14 protein-coding genes and 2 pseudogenes are annotated in these 17,251 nt (G+C 71.7%); 8 read left to right on the forward strand and 8 right to left on the reverse strand.

The genetic code is table 11. The annotated features are described in order from the left end of the window. Positions 1–107: 107 nt before the first annotated feature. Positions 108–1,010 (reverse strand): 4-hydroxy-tetrahydrodipicolinate synthase, encoded by a 903-nt coding sequence (gene dapA, locus ABT245_RS38210; RefSeq protein WP_351743360.1) that lies wholly within the window; start codon positions 1,008–1,010, stop codon positions 108–110. 170 nt (positions 1,011–1,180) lie between these two features. Between dapA and ABT245_RS38215 the strand changes: the two genes are divergently transcribed. The 6 genes and pseudogenes from ABT245_RS38215 (at position 1,181) to ABT245_RS38240 (ending at position 7,583) form a co-directional block, all read left to right on the forward strand. Continuing rightward, complete coding sequence (locus ABT245_RS38215; protein WP_351743362.1) at positions 1,181–1,327, forward strand: hypothetical protein; 147 nt, start codon at positions 1,181–1,183, stop codon at positions 1,325–1,327. Next, positions 1,324–2,048 (forward strand): annotated as a pseudogene (locus tag ABT245_RS38220) (hypothetical protein). The gene ABT245_RS38215 and the pseudogene ABT245_RS38220 overlap by 4 nt, the downstream one beginning before the upstream one ends. 86 nt (positions 2,049–2,134) lie before the next feature. Beyond that, positions 2,135–2,713, forward strand: a pseudogene (locus ABT245_RS38225) (ArsR/SmtB family transcription factor); the annotation flags it as partial. Positions 2,714–3,063: 350 nt separating this feature from the next. Next, positions 3,064–3,804 carry an SRPBCC family protein gene (locus ABT245_RS38230; RefSeq protein ID WP_351743364.1) on the forward strand — a complete coding sequence of 247 codons (741 nt, stop codon included), beginning with the start codon at positions 3,064–3,066 and terminating at the stop codon, positions 3,802–3,804. 305 nt (positions 3,805–4,109) lie between these two features. Beyond that, complete coding sequence (locus tag ABT245_RS38235; protein ID WP_351743367.1) at positions 4,110–5,534, forward strand: hypothetical protein; 1,425 nt, start codon at positions 4,110–4,112, stop codon at positions 5,532–5,534. A 606-nt stretch (positions 5,535–6,140) separates the two neighbouring features. Then, entirely contained in the window at positions 6,141–7,583 is a 1,443-nt protein-coding gene (locus ABT245_RS38240; protein WP_351743369.1) for an alkaline phosphatase PhoX, read from the forward strand. 63 nt (positions 7,584–7,646) lie between these two features. Here ABT245_RS38240 and ABT245_RS38245 read toward each other — a convergent pair whose 3' ends face one another. The 7 genes from ABT245_RS38245 to ABT245_RS38275 all read right to left on the reverse strand — a co-directional run bounded on the left by ABT245_RS38245 (position 7,647) and on the right by ABT245_RS38275 (position 15,399). Beyond that, complete coding sequence (locus ABT245_RS38245; protein ID WP_351743400.1) at positions 7,647–8,831, reverse strand: TerD family protein; 1,185 nt, start codon at positions 8,829–8,831, stop codon at positions 7,647–7,649. Positions 8,832–9,119: 288 nt separating this feature from the next. Next, positions 9,120–10,109 (reverse strand): zinc-dependent alcohol dehydrogenase family protein, encoded by a 990-nt coding sequence (locus ABT245_RS38250; RefSeq protein WP_351743372.1) that lies wholly within the window; start codon positions 10,107–10,109, stop codon positions 9,120–9,122. Further along, a complete protein-coding gene (locus ABT245_RS38255; protein WP_351743375.1) occupies positions 10,106–10,951 on the reverse strand; it encodes a carbohydrate ABC transporter permease in 846 nt (281 codons plus the stop codon). Before ABT245_RS38255 ends, ABT245_RS38250 begins: the two co-directional genes overlap by 4 nt. Then, positions 10,948–11,886 (reverse strand): carbohydrate ABC transporter permease, encoded by a 939-nt coding sequence (locus tag ABT245_RS38260; RefSeq protein ID WP_351743378.1) that lies wholly within the window; start codon positions 11,884–11,886, stop codon positions 10,948–10,950. Before ABT245_RS38260 ends, ABT245_RS38255 begins: the two co-directional genes overlap by 4 nt. Continuing rightward, positions 11,883–13,253, reverse strand: a complete 1,371-nt coding sequence (locus ABT245_RS38265; RefSeq protein WP_351743381.1) for an ABC transporter substrate-binding protein — start codon at positions 13,251–13,253, stop codon at positions 11,883–11,885. The genes ABT245_RS38260 and ABT245_RS38265 overlap by 4 nt, the downstream gene beginning before the upstream one ends. Before the next feature lie 99 nt (positions 13,254–13,352). Further along, positions 13,353–14,123 carry a DeoR/GlpR family DNA-binding transcription regulator gene (locus ABT245_RS38270; protein ID WP_351743383.1) on the reverse strand — a complete coding sequence of 257 codons (771 nt, stop codon included), beginning with the start codon at positions 14,121–14,123 and terminating at the stop codon, positions 13,353–13,355. Between the two features lie 466 nt (positions 14,124–14,589). Then, positions 14,590–15,399, reverse strand: coding sequence for an NAD-dependent epimerase/dehydratase family protein (locus ABT245_RS38275; protein WP_351743386.1), 810 nt, complete (start codon positions 15,397–15,399; stop codon positions 14,590–14,592). 228 nt (positions 15,400–15,627) lie between these two features. Between ABT245_RS38275 and ABT245_RS38280 the strand changes: the two genes are divergently transcribed. Both ABT245_RS38280 and ABT245_RS38285 read left to right on the forward strand, forming a co-directional pair. Further along, positions 15,628–16,569 (forward strand): 5-dehydro-4-deoxyglucarate dehydratase, encoded by a 942-nt coding sequence (locus tag ABT245_RS38280; RefSeq protein WP_351743389.1) that lies wholly within the window; start codon positions 15,628–15,630, stop codon positions 16,567–16,569. Beyond that, on the forward strand, positions 16,566–16,901 hold the full coding sequence (locus tag ABT245_RS38285; protein ID WP_502982264.1) for a hypothetical protein: 336 nt from the start codon (positions 16,566–16,568) through the stop codon (positions 16,899–16,901). Before ABT245_RS38280 ends, ABT245_RS38285 begins: the two co-directional genes overlap by 4 nt. Positions 16,902–17,251: the final 350 nt, after the last annotated feature.

A 17,251-nucleotide genomic window follows, 5' to 3' on the forward strand; every position in this document is an offset into this window, starting at 1 on the left:
CAACTGCTGACGGTTGACTGCGCACGGGTGCCAGGGACTGACCCGTGGTTGAGTTCCGGGCGGAGGAGATCTCGCTGCGCTGCGTCCTCCCGCGGTACGGGGGCTGCTCAGGTTGTTGTGAACTCTGTGTGGCGGGCGAGGAGTTGGGTTGTGGTTTCGGGGGTGGCCGGGCGGAGTGGGGGGCGTACAGGGCCCGCGGGGTGGCCGAGTGCGTTCAGGAGGGCCTTGGTGGTGACCGTGCCGGGCAGGCCCGCCGCCGTCGTCGCCTCGATCAAGGGCGTGGCCCGTCGCTGGATCCGGGCCGCGCGTGCCGTCTCGCCCGCGTCGAACGCCGCCAGGATGTCGGCGACTTCGCGTGGTACGACGTTCGCCACCGTGCTGACACAGCCCGCCGCGCCCACCGCGTACAGGGCGAGGATGTGCTCGTCGCAGCCCGTGTAGTACGCCAGTTCCGTGCGTGCCAGTACCTTCTGGGTGCCGAGGAAGTCGTAGGAGCAGTCCTTGACGGCCACGATGCGCGGGTGGTCCGCGAGCCGGATCATCGTCTCGGGCTCGATGCGGGTGCCGGTGCGGCCGGGGATGTCGTACAGCATGACGGGCAGTCCGCTCGCGTCCGCGACCTCCCGGAAGTGGGCCTCCAGCGCGTCCTGCGGGGGCCTGGAGTAGTAGGGCGTCACGACCAGCGTGCCGTCGGCGCCGGCCTTCTCGGCGGCGCGGGCCAGTTCGACGGTGTGCCGGGTGTCGAAGGTGCCGACGGCCGCGACGATCGTCGCCCGCGGGCCGACGGCCTCTCGGACGGCCCGTACCAGCTCCGCCTTCTCGGCGTCGGTGAGGGTCGGCGACTCGCCCGTCGTGCCGCCCAGCACCAGTCCGTCGCAGCCCTCCGTGACCAGCCGCTCGGCCAGCAGCCCGGCGCCGTCGCGATCGAGGGCGCCTGTCGGCGTGAAGGGCGTGACCATGGCGCACAGGGCGCGGCCGAAGGGCGGAGCGGGGCGATCCGGGTTCGTCATGGCTACAGTCTCGGCAGGACGATGGTGTAGCTCCACTTAATTCTTCTACGAGGTATCGATAAGCGTTGCTGCCCGGTGGGCGGCTGCGGTGACGCTGCCCTGTGTCCGACTCGGCCGGTGTGGGTCACCATGGGCGGAACGGTCACCTACGGCAGTCATGGGAGGCAGCCATGAAGCTCGGCAAGGCACTGGCCACCGGAATCGCGCAGGAACAGCCGCTCGACCACGACGAAGCACCTGAACGCCCCGAGGAGACCGCCGCGCGCGCCGTCGAACCGCGGACGCCCGCGCCCGAAGAGGTGCCGGCCGCCCGATGAGGCTGCGGCTTCCCGCGGAACGCCCGACGGAGCCGCCGACCGGATACAAGATCGCCCACCCCATGCTGTCCCAGGACGGCACCCGGGCCGGCTTCACCGGGGTGTCACTGGGCGGCGCGCTGCCGTACGGGGTCCTCGACGACGCCTCCTGCGTCTACGGCCGGCGGCACCGCCCGCCCGCGCGGCTGTGCGACTGCGGTTTCCACTGCGTGCACGACCGTACGGCCGCCGAGGCGTTGCTGTGCACCGCGGAGCACCGGGCGGCGGTCCTCCTGGAGGTCTCCGTCCTCGGCGCCTACATCCGCTTCGAACGCGGCTTCCGCTACGCCCGGCAGCGGGTGCGTGCGGTGGCCGTCGGCCCGTGCGCCTGCGGTGCCCGCGCCGCCGCGCTGGCCGACGCCGGCTGGGCCGCCCCGGCCGGCGTGCCCTGGCGCCCGCCTGTGCGGACTGCGTGCGCGCCCGTACGTCGGTCTCGTTCGCCGGATTCGCCGGGCTGGCCGGCGACGGGCTGCGGGTGTCGGCGACCGGCGGTCGGCCGTCGTCCGGCGGGCCGGGCGGCGCGGGCGTGGGCGGCGCGCTCGACGTGGCCGGCGCGGCCGAACGGTTCGGCGTGCCCGAACTCGTCGCCGAGGCCGCCCTGTTGCAGGCCCGGCTCGACTGGTTCCAGACCCAGTTGGCCCGCCTCGGCGACCGCGGTGCCGAAGGGGGCACTGAGGGCTGACCCGCCGGCGCCACGTGCCCGGCGCCCTCCTCACCGAAAGCTCCAGTCGCCTGGACAAGGAAAGTTTTCGGTGAGAGGGTGGGCGCATGCTGGACGTCACCGTGATCGAGGACCCCGAGGCCGCCGCCGTGTCGCTGGACCCGACGAGGGCCCGGCTGCTCGCCGAGCTGGCCTCCGCGCCCGCGTCGGCCGCCATGCTGGCCGGCCGGGTCGGACTGCCCCGGCAGAAGGTGAACTACCACCTCAAGACGCTGGAGCGGCACGGCCTGGTCGAGCTGGCCGGCGAGCGCCGCAAGGGCAACGTCACCGAGCGGCTGATGCGCGCGACCGCGGCGTCGTACGTGATCAGCCCGCTCGCGCTGGCCGCCGTACAGCCCGACCCGGATCGCTTCCAGGACCGGCTGTCCGCGCGCTGGCTGCTCGCGCTCGGCGCCCGGCTCGTGCGGGACGTCGGCACGCTGATCACCGGCGCGGCGAAGGCCCGCAAGCGGCTGGCGACGTACGCCCTGGACGGCGAGGTCCGCTTCGCCTCTGCCGCCGACCGTGCGGCCTTCGTCCAGGAGCTGACGGCGGGCGTGAGTGCCCTCATCCGCAAGTACGACGCTCCCGACGCCGAGAGTGGACGGGGCCACCGGATCGTCGTGGCCCTGCATCCGACGGTCAAGGGCGGGTCCCCGGGTGGCCGGCCACAGGTCGATGGACAGCCCTCGGTGGGTGGCCGGTCCCCGGTGGGTGGCCAACCGCCGGTTGGTGGGCAGCCCCCCGTGGGTGGGCGGCCGCCGGTGGGTGGCCGGTCCCCGGGTGGTGGGCAGCCCTCGGTGGGTGAGCAGCCCGATGTGGGTGGCCAACCTCGGGTGGGGGGCCAACCGCCGGTTGGTGGGCAGTCCCCGGTGGGTGGGCAGCCCGCGGTCGACGATCAGATCAGCGCCCAGGGCCGTGGCCCGGTCCGGGGTGACGCCTCGATCCGGGAGCGGTCCGCCCCGGAACCGGACCCGCAGTAATCAGGAGCCCCGCCATGTCCAAGGAATTCGAGATCGTCAGCGAGTTTGAGGTCGACGCCACCCCGGAGGAGGTGTGGCAGGCCGTGACCACCGGCACCGGGGGCTACCTGTGGCCGATGGAGCCGCCGGAGCCGCGGGTGGGCGGCCGGGGTCCCTTCGGGTCCGCCGTCACCGCCTGGGACCCGCCGCACCGCTACACGAACCGTGTCGAGAACGTCGAGGGCATCTCCGAGCAGACCCTCAACCAGCTCGACTACACCATCGAGCCGCGCGACGAGGGCCGCCGCGCCTGGGTGCGGTACGTGCACAGCGGCATCTTCGTCGACGACTGGGACAACCAGTACGACGGCGCGAGCAAGCACACCGAGTTCTATCTGCACACCCTGCGTGAGTACTTGGTCCACTTCGCGCCCCGTCCGGTGGCGTTCGTCACATTCGACGGGCCCGAGGCGTCCAAGGCCGCCGACGCCTTCACCGCCGTCGGCCGGGCCCTCGGCCTCGGCGACGACACCGCTCGGGGAGCCCGCCTCCAGGTGCACGGCCCGCAGGGGCGGCCTCTCGACGTCGTCCTCGACTTCCGCAACCCGTACTTCATCGGACTGCGCACCGACCACGCTCTGATCCGCTTCTTCGGGCGCAACCACTGGGGCGCGCCGGTCGGCATCTCCGTGCACGACTTCGCTCCGGACGCCGACGCCAAGGCGAACGAGGCCGTGTGGCAGGGCTGGCTGGACGGGGTGTTCGGACAGTCCTGAGCGAACGGCGCCGTGGGCGGAACCGCCGCTGTCCGGCGGGTCCGCCCACGGCGCCGTCGCACGCCGTCGCACGCCGTCACATAGCGGGACGTGCGCGACCGCCGGCGCCTCGGGCCGAGTGGGCGGTCGTCGTCCGAGCTGTCACCGGCTTCCGCTACGCGCGTCAACCTCCGGCTCGGTCGAGGGGGACGTCAGGGTTTCGGCCAGGTGCGTATTCCGGTGAGGAGAGGAACCGGGCGGCATAGGTGGAAATCCGTCTAGGCTGAACCGCTGAGTCCCATCACGGCCGCGAGGAGAACCAGCCGATGTCAGACAGCTCCCCCCTGCCGCCGGTGCGGCTGCACTCCGAAGCGGAGCTGGCGCGCGCCGCGCTGTCCACGCCGTCGCTCTCCCGGGCCGTTAGGCTCGCCCGCTGGGCCGGGCCCGACACCAGAGTGGACGCCGGGGGCAGCCTGATCGAGGAACAGCTGCCCGCCGCGGTCGAGCTGCTGGGGCTGGCCGGCGACGACGCCGCGGCCTGGGCGAGCGAGGCCTGGCGGGTCGCCGTGGACACCGGCCTTGTCGACATCGTCGACGAGGAGGCCGGGACCGTCGCGGCGGGGGAGGAGCTGGCCCTGCTCACCTCCGGCTCGCCGCACGACGTGCTCACGGTGTGGCTCGCCGCCCTGGAGGCCGTCGTCGCCGACGCGACCGTGCCCGATCTGGACGGCCTCATGGACGCGACGGACGGCGACGGCGAGGTCGATTTCTCGTCACTCGACTGGGACCCGGAGGCCGAGGCCGACTTCCTCGACGGTGTCCTCGGCAATCTGTACCTGCTGACCGTCGGCGAGGACGGTCCCGGCGACGGCACGGTGCCGCTGCCCGCGCTCGCCGCCTCGGTGATCGTGCCCCCTGACATGGGTGAACCCAGCAATGACGTGCTGGAGCAGGTGTCCGACGCGATGATGCGCCTGGACGACCAGTTCCGGGTGCTGGAACCGATCGGCATCGTGGAGTACCAGCCCGTCGACGAGGCGCTCATGGCCGAGGGCGACGACGAGCCGGCCGCGCCGGAGGACGACACCGACGTCTCTCGCTACGGCCTGGTGCGGCTCACCCCGCTCGGTCTGTACGGGCTACGGGCGCGGCTGCTGGAGGCCGGGTTCGCGGCGCCCGCGGTCGGCGAACTCGTGGACAAGGGCGCGGACGTCCTGCTCGACGGCACGTCCCGTTTTCCGCAGGCGGCGGCCCGGGCCGAGACCGAGCAGTGGCTGGCCCGCCGTGAACCCCTCGCCGCGGCACGGGAGTTGCTGGCCGCGGCGCGGGGCGGCGATGCCGGGGCGCCGCTGCGCAGGCTGCGCTGCCAGCAGGCGCTGTCCCTGGTCGGCACGGAAGCCGAGCCGGCGCTGCGGGAGGTCCTTGACGACGCCGAACTGGGCGGGCTTGCCCGGGTGTGGCTGAGCGAGCGGGGCATCCCCGGTGTGCCGGCGCCGTCGCAGGAGCTGGTGTTCTGGCTCACCATCGACACGGTGGCCGCGCAGCTCGCCGCCGAGGGCAACTCCGAGGAGTTGCATGGCCTGGTGGAGGGGCTTGCGGCCCAGCACAGCGGGTTCTTCGCGGCGGCGTGGCGGGTGGAGCACCCGGCGACCGCGGACGTGTTGGAGGCGATGGGCCGGCTGCACCCGGACAAGAAGATCGCCAAGGAGGCCCGCAAAGCGGCCTTCAAGGCCCGCTCACAGGCCACCTGACTCCTCACGACGCCGGGTCACCACCCTGGACCCGAGTCATATCGAGGCACGTGCCCCGTCCGAGGCCGGGGCACCGTCTTGGACCCGAGCCGCATCACGGCGCCTGCCCCATCCGACGCCGGGGCACCGTCTTGGACCCGAGCCGCATCGAGGCGTCTGCCCTGTCCGAGGCCGGGGCACCGTCTTGGACCCGAGCCGCATCGAGGCGTCTGCCCTGTCCGAGGCCGGGGCACCGTCTTGGACCCGAGCCGCATCACGGCGCCTGCCCGTCCGACGCCGGGGCACGTCCTGGCCTCGGGGTTCTGGGGTCCCCCGGAGGGGCGCGTGGGCGGCCCGGGTTCCGATGTGCGACATGCGGGTGTGCGACATGCGGGCCACGACACGCCCGCGCACCCGAAACCCGGGGCCCAGCCCCTTCGCGCCCTTTCCCGTCGCCAGACACCGGATCGGTGCTTCGGCGGTCGCCGCGGTGCGCGTACGGGTTCACGGAAGCGGGGATCCTGAAGTCGCCAGGTGTTCAACCCCGGTTCAGGGGGAGGCGGCAGTGTTGCGCGCAGTGCGATCCGCCACCCTCCACGGCATTTCCCACCCGCTACAGGAGACAGCATGTCGCTCACTCGCAGGGACTTCGCCAGGACATCCGCGATCACCGGCGCCGGTGTCGCGCTGGCGGGCAGCGTCGGTGCCCTCGCCACCGCCCCCAACGCCCTGGCCTCCACGGACACCGAGAGCGCGGGGGAGGCCGAGGCCGCCGGACACCCCGGGGCCGGCTACGGACCGCTCGTCCCCGACCCGAACGGCATCCTGGCCCTGCCCGTCGGCTTCACCTACCGGGTCATCACCCACAGCGGCAGGACCAAGCTGGAGTCCGGCGAGTTCACGCCCTCCAACCACGACGGCACCGCCACCTTCGACGGCCCGCGCGGCGCGACCCTCCTCGTCAACAACCATGAACTCAAGGGCCCGCGCACCAAGTGGGAGCACCCCGTCCCGCTCACCGAGGGCCTGGTCTACGACCCGGCCGCCTCGGGCGGCTGCACGGTCGTCGAGGTCCGCCGCGACCATGTCGCCGAGTGGGTCGGCATCGCCGGCACCTCCACCAACTGCGCGGGCGGCAGCACGCCGTGGGGCACCTGGCTCACCTGCGAGGAGACCGAGGACAAGGCCGGCCAGAACGGCATGACCAAGGACCACGGCTATGTCTTCGAGGTGGACCCGGCCGACCGCCGCGCCAACCGCGACCCGCAGCCGATCAAGGCGCTGGGCCGGTACGCGCACGAGGCCGTCGTCGTGGACCCCAAGCGCGGCCACCTCTACCTGACGGAGGACGCGGACGCCCCGAACGGACTCTTCTACCGCTGGACCCCGCCGGAGGGCTTCCACCACGGCCGGGGCAGGCTGCGCACCCTCGCCGCCGACGCGGGCCGCCTGCAGGCGTTCAAGTGCTTCGACTCCGGGGGCACGTTCGTCGACGACCTGTCCCGCGCCACGCGGATCGGCACGGTCTACGGCGTCGACTGGGTCGATGTCCCCGACCGCGACGCGCGCACCACCTCCGTCCGCAAGCAGTTCACCACCGGCCAGGTCACCCGCGCCCGCAAGCTGGAGGGCATGTGGTGGGGCGACGGCGGAGCCTACGTCGTCTCCTCCTACGCCCGCGCGGAGAGCCCCGTCCAGCACGACGGCCAGGTCTGGTTCTACGACCCGAAGCGCCGCACACTCACCCTGAAGGTTCTGCTCGGCGTCAACCCCGACCCTTCCGCCGAGGGCGCCTTCGACGGCCCCGACAACATCACCGTCTCCCCGTACGGCGGTCTCGTCATCGCCGAGGACGGCGACGGGATCCAGCACCTGTTCGGCGCCACCGACAGCGGTCGCACCTACCCGATCGCCCGCAACGAGCTGAACATCGGCACCGCCGAGGAGCCGGAGTACAGCGAGTTCACCGGCGTCACCTTCTCACCCGACGGCCGGACCCTGTTCGCCAACATCCAGGAACCCGGCATCATGCTCGCCATCACCGGCCCCTGGAAGCGCCAGAAGCGGTAGCTGATCGACCCACCCTCAACGATCAAGGGCTGACCCGGGTATGGCGGGTCAGCCCTTGGCTCGCTACAGGGCCTGGCCGGCCGGCTTGACCATGTTGCGGACCGTGCGGGCCTTGACGAAGTCGCCGATCGCGGTCATCTCCCACTCGCCGGAGAACTGGCGGATGAGCTTGGCCATCATCACGCCCGTCTGCGGTTCGGCGCCGGTCAGGTCGAAGCGGACCAGTTCCTCGCCGGTCGCGGTGTCCACGAGGCGGCAGTAGGCCTTGGCGACCTCGGTGAACTTCTGGCCCGAGAAGGAGTTCACGGTGAAGACCAGGCCGGAGACCTCCTGCGGGATCCGGCCGAGATCGACGACGATCACCTCGTCGTCACCGCCGCCCTCGCCGGTGAGGTTGTCGCCGGAGTGCTTGATCGCGCCGTTCAGGATGGTCAGCTTGCCGAAGTAGCAGCTGTCGATGTGGTTGCGCTGCGGGCCGTAGGCGATGACCGAGGCGTCCAGGTCGATGTCCTTGCCGCGGAACGCGGGTTCCCAGCCGAGTCCCATCTGCACCCGGGACAGCAGCGGACGGCCGCCCTTGACGAGGGAGACGGTCTGGTTCTTCTGGAGGCTGACCCGGCCCTTGTCCAGGTTGATCTTCCCGGTGCCGGGCGCGGGGGCGGGGGGCGCCGGGGGCGCGGCGGGCATCGGGGGCGCGGCCGGCTGGGCGGCGGGCGGCGGCGGTGCCACGGGCTGGGCGGCCGGTGCGGGTGCCGGTTCCTCCACGGTGACGCCGAAGTCGGTGGCGATGCCGGCGAGTCCGTCGGCGTAGCCCTGACCGACGGCGCGGGCCTTCCACTGGCCGTTGCGCCGATAGACCTCGACGATCACCAGCGCGGTCTCGGTGCCGAGCTGCGGGGGTGTGAAGGTCGCCAGTACGGCGTTGTCGTCGGCGTTGCGGATCGTCGCCGTCGGTTCGACGCCCTGGAAGGTCTGGCCCGCGGCGTCCGGGCTCGCGGTCACGACGATCTTCTCGATGCCGGGCGGTACGGCGCCGGTGTCGACGATGATCGCGTCGGGTGCCGCGCCTGCGCCCGAGCGGTAGGTCACGCCCGGGCCGGTGGGCTGGTTGTAGAAGATGAAGTCGTCGTCGGAGCGCACCTTGCCGTCGGCGGTGAGCAGCAGGCCCGATACGTCGAGCCGCACCGGGGCGGCGACGTCCACCGTCACACGGGCGGCGGCGAGAGGGATGTTCGAGCCGGGGGTCATAGCTGTCATGCCAGGAGTAACGATCGAGGGTGCTTTACCGTTCCCTTACCTTGGTGCTCCGCTGGGTGGGCCGTGGTGGGTCGTTGTTCGTCTGCGGCTCTGTGGGGGCTGGTCGCGCCCGCGCGGCGGAGCCGCATGTCGATACGGCACCGCTCCGCTGGATGGGCCGTGAGGGGTCGTTGGTCGGCTGCGGCGGCGTGGGGGCTGGTTGCGCAGTTCCCCGCGCCCCTTTGCCTTTGCCCTTCGGGGCGCTGCCCCTTCGGCGCGGGGGAATCTTGGCGGGATGCGTTATGGCACCACCACGATTTTGCGGCCCACGCCTGCTGCGAACTGGTTCAGTGCCTCCGGGTAGCGGTCCAGGGGGACGCGGTCGCTGATGAAGATCTCCGGGTCGAGCACGCCGTTCGCGAACAGTTCCGCCGCCCGCTCATAGCTGTGCAGCACCGCCATCGAGCCGGTGATGGTGATCTCCTGGTTGTAGACGCGGTACGGGTCGATGGTCACGCGGGTCGCGTAGTCGGCGACCCCGAACTGCAGGAACGTGCCCGCCTTGGCCACCCGGTCCAGGCCGTCCTGGATCGCCGCCGCGTTCCCCGTCGCGTCGATCACGACGTCCCAGCCCTGCGGCCGATCCAGTTCGTCCGCGCTCGCCGCGGACGCCGAGACGCCGAGCAGGCGGGCCGTCTCCAGCCGGGCCGGGTTGAGGTCGACCACGTCCACGCTCGCCGCGCCCGTCCGCTTGGCCAGCTCCAGCATCATCAGACCCATGGTCCCGGAGCCGTAGATCAGCACATGGGCGGCGAGCCGCAACCGCAGGATGTCGTAGCCGCGTACCGCGCAGGACAGCGGCTCGATCAGGGCCGCGTCCTGGGTGCGCACCTGCTCGGGCAGCTTCACGCAGTTCGCCACCGGCGCCACCGCGTACTGGGCCGCGCCGCCCGCGGTGGTCACACCGATCGCGGCCCAGCGCTCGCAGAGGTTGTTGTGGCCGCTGCGGCAGTAGCGGCACTCGTAGCAGTACAGCGACGGGTCGACCGCCACCCGGTCGCCGACGGCGACCTCGGTGACCTGGGCGCCCATGCCGACCACCTGGCCGGCGAACTCATGGCCGGGCACGATCGGCAGCTTGGGCGCGAACTCGCCCTGGAGGATGTGCAGATCGGTGCCGCACAGCCCGCAGGCCGCCACCTCGACGACGACCTCGCGAGGTCCTGGCGTCGGGTCGGGGACCTCGGTGACGACGGCGTGGCCCAGGGACTCGATGACGGCGGCCTTCATTTCACGGCTCCCAACGACAGGCCCTGGACCAGCTTGTCCTGGGCGGCGAACCCCGCGGCGAGCACCGGCAGGGAGATGACGAGCGACGCGGCGCACACCTTCGCCAGGAACAGGCCCTGGCTGGTGATGAAGCCGGTCAGGAAGACGGGGGCGGTCTCGGCGACCACGCCCGTGAGGACCCGGGCGAACAGCAGCTCGTTCCAGCTGAAGATGAAGCAGATCAGCGCCGTCGCGGCGATACCGGGCAGGGCGATGGGGGCCACGATCCGGCCGAGCACCGTGGGCAGCCGGGCGCCGTCCACCCGGGCGGCCTCGATCACCGCCACCGGGACCTCGGCGAGGAACGACTGCATCATCCACACCGCGATCGGCAGGTTCATGGCCGTGTAGAGGATGACCAGGAGCCAGATGTTGTCGAGCATCCCGGCGTTCTTCGCGAACAGATAGATCGGCAGCAGGCCCGCCACGGCCGGCAGCATCTTCGTCGACAGGAAGAAGAACAGGACGTCCGTCCACTTCTTCACCGGGCGGATCGACAGCGCGTAGGCCGCCGGGAGCGCCAGCAGCAGGACGCACAGCGTCGAGACCACCGACGCCACCGTCGAGTTGATCAGCGCGGGCCACGGGTGGGCCCCGCCGCCGGTGCCGAAGAACTCGCGGTAGCCGTCCAGGGTCAGGGCGGCGGTGAACGACGGCGGGTTGGCCGCCGCGTCCTGTTCGGAGTGGAAGGACGTCAGCGCCATCCAGGCGATGGGCAGGAAGAACAGGATGCCGGCGAGCCAGGCCACCAGGCCAAGGCCGACGCCCCTGCGGCGGCGGGCGGGAACGACTGCGGCGCTCATGCGCGGGACACCTCCTCGCGGAACAGTGACGACACCACGCGCAGCGCGAAGGTCGCGATGATGATCGAGCCGATGACCACCAGGACGCCCGCGGCCGAGGCGAGGCCGTTCTCGTGGGCCTGGTAGAAGCTCTGGTAGACGGTGTAGGGCAGGTTCGCGGTACCCAGGCCGCCGGACGTGATCGTGAAGACCGCGTCGAAGTTCTGGACGATGTAGATCGAGCCCAGCAGGGCGCCGAGTTCGAGATAGCGGCGCAGATGGGGCAGGGTCAGATGGCGGAAGATCTGCCAGTCGCTCGCCCCGTCCACCCGAGCGGCCTCGATCTGCTGCTGATCGCGGCTCTGCAGCCCGGCGAGCAGGATCAGCATCATGAACGGCGTCCACTGCCAGACCAGGGCCGCCTCGACGGCGAGCAGCGGGGTGTCGGAGATCCAGTCGGGCTGGGGCCCGCCCACATAGTGCAGCAACCCGTTGAAAAGGCCGTACTCAGGGTTGTAGAGCACATGTTTCCAGAGCAGGGCGGCGGCCACGGGCACGACGAGGAACGGTGCGATCAGCAGGGTGCGGACCACACCCTGGCCGCGGAAGCGCCGGTCCAGGAGCAGTGCGAGCGCCAGTCCGAGCACCAGACTGGCCAGCACCACCGCCACCGTGAGCAGCACGGTCGTCCACACCGAGTGGCGCAGATCGGTGTCGGTGAGCACCTGCCGGTAGTTGTCGACGCCGGTGAAGCGGCGGGCCTTGGGATAGAGGGCGTTCCAGTCGAAGAAGGAGATCACCAGCGTGGCCACGAAGGGCAGCTGGGTCACCGCGATCATGAAGATCAGGGCGGCCAGCAGCGGGGCCCGACTCGCCCAGGCGCGCAGCCGGGCGGGCGGCGGCGCAGCGGCGCGTACGGGTGTCGCTGGCATCGGTGCTGTCGTCGTGGCGGTCATCGTCCCTCGTACTCCTTGGCGATCTTCTCGGCGAGTTGCTGGGACTTCTTGAGGGCCGCGTCCACGGACTGGCGTCCGGCGATGGCCGCGCTGATCTCCTGGGAGACCTTGGTGCCGAGGTCGGTGAACTCGGGGATGCCGACGAACTGGATGCCGGGTGCGGGACGCGGCTGCAGACCGGGGTCGTTCGGCCGGGCGCTCTCGATGGCGTCCTTCGTCATGTCCTGGAAGGCGGCGGCCTCCTGCCGGTAGGCGGGGTTGGTGTAGGTCGAGGCGCGCTTGCCGGCCGGCACGTCGGACCAGCCGATGGTGTCGCCGACCAGCTGCTCGTACCCCTTGCCGGACGCCCAGGAGACGAACTTCCAGGCCTTGTCGGGGTTGCGGGAGGCGTGCTGGATGCCCCAGGCCCAGGTGTAGAGCCAGCCGGAGGAACCAGTCTTCTCCACCGGGGCGGGGGCGTAACCGAGCTTGTCCTTGACCGGGGACTTGTCCGCCTCCAGGAGACCGGCCGCGGAGGTGGCGTCGTACCACATGGCGACCTTGCCCTGGGTCATGTTGTTGAGGCACTCGGCGAATCCGGACTGGGCGGCGCCGGACTCGCCGTGCTCGCGCACCAGGTCGACATAGAACTTCGTCGCCTTCACGAACTCGGGGGAGTCGAGGTGTGCCTTCCAGTCCTTGTCGAACCAGGTGCCGCCGAAGGTGTTCACCACGGTGGTGAGCGGCGCCATCAGCTCGCCCCAGCCGGGCAGGCCGCGCAGACAGATGCCCTTCATGCCGGGCCGGGCGCCGTCGGCCTTGGCGGCGAGGTCGGCCACCTGGGTCCAGGTCGGGTGTGCGGGCATCGTCAGGCCCTTCTCGGCGAACACGTCCTTGCGGTACATGAGGAAGGACGACTCGCCGTAGAAGGGCTGACCGTAGAGCTTGCCGTCGTCGCCGGTCAGGGACTGGCGCATCGGCTTGAGGACGTCCTGCTCGTCGTAGGCCGGGTCCTTGGCGACATAGGAGTCCATCGCGTGCAGCCAGCCGTTGCGGGCGTAGATGGGGATCTCGTAGTTGCTCAGGGTCGCCACGTCGTACTGGCCGGCCTGGTTGGCGAAGTCCTGGCTGATCTTGTCGCGGACGTCGTTCTCGGGCAGCACCGTGAAGTTCACCTTGATGCCGGTCTCCTTGGTGAAGTGCGCGACGGTGAGCTTCTGCAACTCGGTCATCTGGGGGTTGTTGACCATCAGCACGTTGAGGGAGTCGCCGCCGGAACCGGACCCGCCCGCGCCGACCCAGCAGCCGGAGAGCAGCGGGGCGAGCAGCGTCCCTGCGGCGGCCATGGCGAGCGTGGCTCGCGGCCTCCGTCGGCTCTGGGTGCGCATGGATCGCTCCTGGAAGATGTGGGGACCAAAGAAGACAGGGAGATGCGAGGGGCACCGCTGTGTGCGCGGAATCCCTGGGTGACGCCGGACATATGTCGTTCAGACCCGGATGACCTGTGGCCCCAGCAGCGAGTACCGGTGGGCCTCGGTCGCCGGGAGCAGGGTGCTCGTCACGATCGCCTCCAGCGCGCCGACATCGGCGAACCGGCAGAAGCTGACCGCGCCGAACTTGGTGTGCGTGCCCGCGAAGACGGTGCGCCGCGCGGCCCGGACGGCTTGCGTCTTGACCTCGCTGACCGCCGGGTCGGGGGTGGTCAGACCGTGCTCGCGGGAGATGCCGTTGGCGCCGATGAAAGCGAGGTCGACCACGAATCCGCTGAGCATTTTCGTGGTCCAGTGGTCGACGGTCGCCAGCGTGCCGGGCCGGACCCGGCCGCCGAGCAGCAGCACCGAGACGTTCTCGGCCTCGGCCAGTGCGCCGGCGACCGGCAGGGAGGCGGTGACCACGGTCAGCGGCCGGTCCACGGGCAGCGACTCGGCGATGAGCTGCGGGGTGAACCCCTCGTCGACGAACACCGTCTCCGCGTCCCCGAGCAGTTCGGCCGCCGCGGCGGCGATCCGGCGCTTCTCGGGCACATGGCTGGTGGCACGGAAGGCGAGCGTCGTCTCGAACCCGGCGCTCTCCACGGGGTAGGCGCCCCCATGGGTGCGGCGCACCAGACCGTGGTCCTCCAGGGCGCGCAGATCGCGCCGGATGGTCTCCTTGGCCACGCCCAGCTCGGTGGCGAGCACGGTGACGTCGACCGAGCCGGCGGCCCGCGCGGCCCGTACGATCGCCCGCTGGCGCTCTTCAGCCGTCCTGGCGCTCATCGCTTCACCTGCCTCCACGCCGAGGTGTGCCCGTTCGGGCCCGGTGCGACCCATGGGGGAAGTTGTACAGCGGGTGTGCGGCGCCGACCAGGTCTGTTGCGGGCCCGATGCTGCCCGTGTGTGCCCGATCGCCGGGCGGAGTGCCCGCCTCGGACCTGCGCGGCTGCGCGGGCGAGGGTGAGAACGGGCAGGGCGCCCGCCCGAATACGCGGGCGGGCGGGCCCGATCGGTGCCCGCCCGCCCACGTGAACGTTGCCTTTCCGCCGCCCGCCGCCCGCCGCCCGCCGCCCGTAAACCGTTTCCGCTCGCCTGCTGTCGTCGGTCTGCTGTCGTCGGTCTGCCGCCGGTGGTCTGCTGCCGGCCGGTCTGCCGCCGGTCTGCTGTCGTCGGCCGGTCTGCTGCCGGCCGGTCCGCCGCCGTCGGTCTGTTGTCGCCCGCCTGCTGACGGTGGTCGTCTCGGACGCCGTCAGTGCGGCCAGATCGGCGGGGCGTTCACGAAGTGTCCGCCGAGGTGCGTGTGGGCCGGATCGTCCGGATCCAGCTCGCCCTGCTCGGCGATCAGCTGGGCGGCGTACGGCTCCGAGTCGTCCTGCGGCGCGTAGCCGAGCCCACGCGCGGACGTCAGGTCCCACCACAGGCGCGTGTTCGCGGACGAGCCGTGCACCACGGTGTGCCCGACGTGCTCGGCGGTCAGGGCCGCGTGCAGCAGCCGGGCCCCGTCGGCCGGGCTCATCCACACCGAGAGCATCCGCACGCTGGTCGGCTCGGGGAAGCAGGAGCCGATGCGGATGGAGACGGTCTCCTGCCCGTACTTGTCCCAGTAGAGCTGTGCGAGGTCCTCGCCGAAGCACTTGGACAGGCCGTAGAAGGTGTCGGGGCGGCGCGGGATGCCGACCGGGATCAGCGGGTCGTCGCCGCGCGGGGCGGGCGTGAAGCCGACCGCGTGGTTGGAGGAGGCGAACACGATCCGGGGCACGCCCGCCTCGCGGGCCGCCTCGTACAGGTGGTAGGTGCCCTCGATGTTCGCCTTCAGGACCTTCTCGAAGGTCGATTCCAGGGAGATGCCCGCGAGATGGATGATCGCGTCGACGCCCCGCACGGCCCCGCGCAGCGCCTCGGTGTCCGAGAGGTCCGCGGTGATGGCGTCCGGCTCGCCCTCGATCGGGCGCACATCGAACAGCCGCAGCTCGTAGCCGTATTCCGGGAGCAGCTCCCGCATCAGGGTGCCGAGCCCGCCGGCGGCGCCGGTGAGCAGAACGGTACGGGGAGCGGGCATCCTCGGTCTCCTTGGGTCAACCTGACTCAACAGCCGTATTCATAGCCAGCATTCACATTCGTGGACACGCTAGGGAGCGCCGGTCGGCTCGTCAAGTGGGGCGCGGAGTGGGCAAATCCGCTCTCGCGTCGCGGTTTGCCCGCTTGACCGCTCCCCAATGCGGCCCGTAGCGTGCAGCGTTCAGAAACATAGATGCCGATCACAAACATGCACTTCCAGGGAGTGCCCGTGACGCCAGTCCCTCTCGCCGCTCGACTCCGCAACCCCAGCGGGCCGCTGTTCTTCCCCGTCACCCCGTACGGCGCCGACGGCTCCGTGGACCTCGACGTCTACCGCGCGCACGTGCGCCGGGGCGTGCAGGCCGGGGCCGCCGCCGTGTTCGCCTGCTGCGGCACCGGGGAGTTCCACGCGCTGCTGCCCGAGGAGTTCGAGTCCTGCGTACGCGCCGCCGTCGAAGCGGCCGGCGGACGGGTACCGGTGGTCGCGGGCGCCGGCTACGGCACCGCGCTCGCCGCACGCTACGCGCGGCTCGCCCGCGACGCCGGGGCCGACGGGCTGCTCGCCATGCCGCCGTACCTCGTCGTCGCCGGCCAGGAGGGACTGCTGCGGCACTACCGGCAGGTCGCCGCCGCCACCGACCTGCCCGTGATCGTCTACCAGCGCGACAACGCGGTGTTCACCCCGCCCACAGTGGCCGAACTCGCCCGCACGGAAGGCATCATCGGTCTCAAGGACGGCCTCGGCGACCTGGACCTGATGCAGCGCATCGTCAGCGCCGTACGCACCGAGACCACCGGCGACTTCCTGTACTTCAACGGCCTGCCGACCGCCGAGCAGACCCAGCTCGCCTACCGCGCCCTCGGCATCACCCTCTGTTCCTCGGCCGTCTTCTGCTTCGCACCCGAGATCGCCCTCGCCTTCCACCGGGCGCTGCGCGACGGCGACGAGACCACCGCGCACCGGCTCCTGGACGGCTTCTACCGCCCCTTCGTGGAACTGCGCGCCCAGGGCCGCGGCTACGCCGTCGCCCTCGTCAAGGCGGGCGTGCGGCTGCGCGGCCTCGACGTCGGAGAGGTCCGGCCCCCGCTGCACGAGCCGAGCGAGGACCACGTCACACAGCTCGCCCAGGTCATCGAGCGCGGGTACGCGCTGCTGGGGGAGGGCACGTGAAGACCTCGGCGTTCGTCTACCCCTGGGACGTCAACGGCGACCCGGAGGCGCCCGCGCGGCTCGCCCGGCTCGGCACCGTCGCGGACGGGGTCGTGGTGCCCTGCGCCGGCGGCCCGGGGCCGCTCGCGCCCTTCGCGGACCAGCGGCGCGCGGGCGCCGTGCTCGCGGCCGACTTCACCGTGGTCTCCGGCATGGGCGGCAGCCCCGCCACCCTGGCGGCGGACACGACCCGCGCCCGCGCGGCAGGCGCCACCGAACTACGCCTGTACCACGCGGGTTTGGCGTCGGACGACGACCTGCCGGCGGTACGGGAGGCCCTCACGGGGCGCTGAGCGAGCGCCTGTGCCACGCCGGGTTGGCGTCGGACGGTGACGTGGTGGTGGTGCGGGAGGGGCTTGCCGGGCGCTGAGCGAGCGCCTGTGCCACGAGGGAGCGTCGGACCGGGGCTGGGTGGTGGTGCGGGGGCGTATGCGGGACGAGCGCGGCTACGGCGCGCTCTGCGGCGAGCAGATCGCCCAGGCCGACACCGGCTGTGACTTCGAGTTCCCGGCCCGGCCGGGCCAGGTGCGGGACCCCTACGCGGGCTAGGCGTGTTTCGAAAGTAGCGTCGTCCGCCCGGAGGGCGGGGCCCGCGGCGTCTGGTGCGGTGCATCGCAAGGCGGAGGGTCGTCCGCGTACTGGG

The sequence above is a fragment of the Streptomyces sp. NPDC001508 genome (assembly GCF_040298665.1).
Classification (GTDB): domain Bacteria; phylum Actinomycetota; class Actinomycetes; order Streptomycetales; family Streptomycetaceae; genus Streptomyces.

Coding starts and splice junctions, on each gene's coding strand:
- dapA (WP_351743360.1), bottom strand. CDS start 1,010: ATGACGAACCCGGATCGCCCCGCTCCGCCCTTCGGCCGCGCCCTGTGC.
- ABT245_RS38215 (WP_351743362.1), top strand. CDS start 1,181: ATGAAGCTCGGCAAGGCACTGGCCACCGGAATCGCGCAGGAACAGCCG.
- ABT245_RS38230 (WP_351743364.1), top strand. CDS start 3,064: ATGTCCAAGGAATTCGAGATCGTCAGCGAGTTTGAGGTCGACGCCACC.
- ABT245_RS38235 (WP_351743367.1), top strand. CDS start 4,110: ATGTCAGACAGCTCCCCCCTGCCGCCGGTGCGGCTGCACTCCGAAGCG.
- ABT245_RS38240 (WP_351743369.1), top strand. CDS start 6,141: ATGTCGCTCACTCGCAGGGACTTCGCCAGGACATCCGCGATCACCGGC.
- ABT245_RS38245 (WP_351743400.1), bottom strand. CDS start 8,831: ATGACCCCCGGCTCGAACATCCCTCTCGCCGCCGCCCGTGTGACGGTG.
- ABT245_RS38250 (WP_351743372.1), bottom strand. CDS start 10,109: ATGAAGGCCGCCGTCATCGAGTCCCTGGGCCACGCCGTCGTCACCGAG.
- ABT245_RS38255 (WP_351743375.1), bottom strand. CDS start 10,951: ATGAGCGCCGCAGTCGTTCCCGCCCGCCGCCGCAGGGGCGTCGGCCTT.
- ABT245_RS38260 (WP_351743378.1), bottom strand. CDS start 11,886: ATGACCGCCACGACGACAGCACCGATGCCAGCGACACCCGTACGCGCC.
- ABT245_RS38265 (WP_351743381.1), bottom strand. CDS start 13,253: ATGCGCACCCAGAGCCGACGGAGGCCGCGAGCCACGCTCGCCATGGCC.
- ABT245_RS38270 (WP_351743383.1), bottom strand. CDS start 14,123: ATGAGCGCCAGGACGGCTGAAGAGCGCCAGCGGGCGATCGTACGGGCC.
- ABT245_RS38275 (WP_351743386.1), bottom strand. CDS start 15,399: ATGCCCGCTCCCCGTACCGTTCTGCTCACCGGCGCCGCCGGCGGGCTC.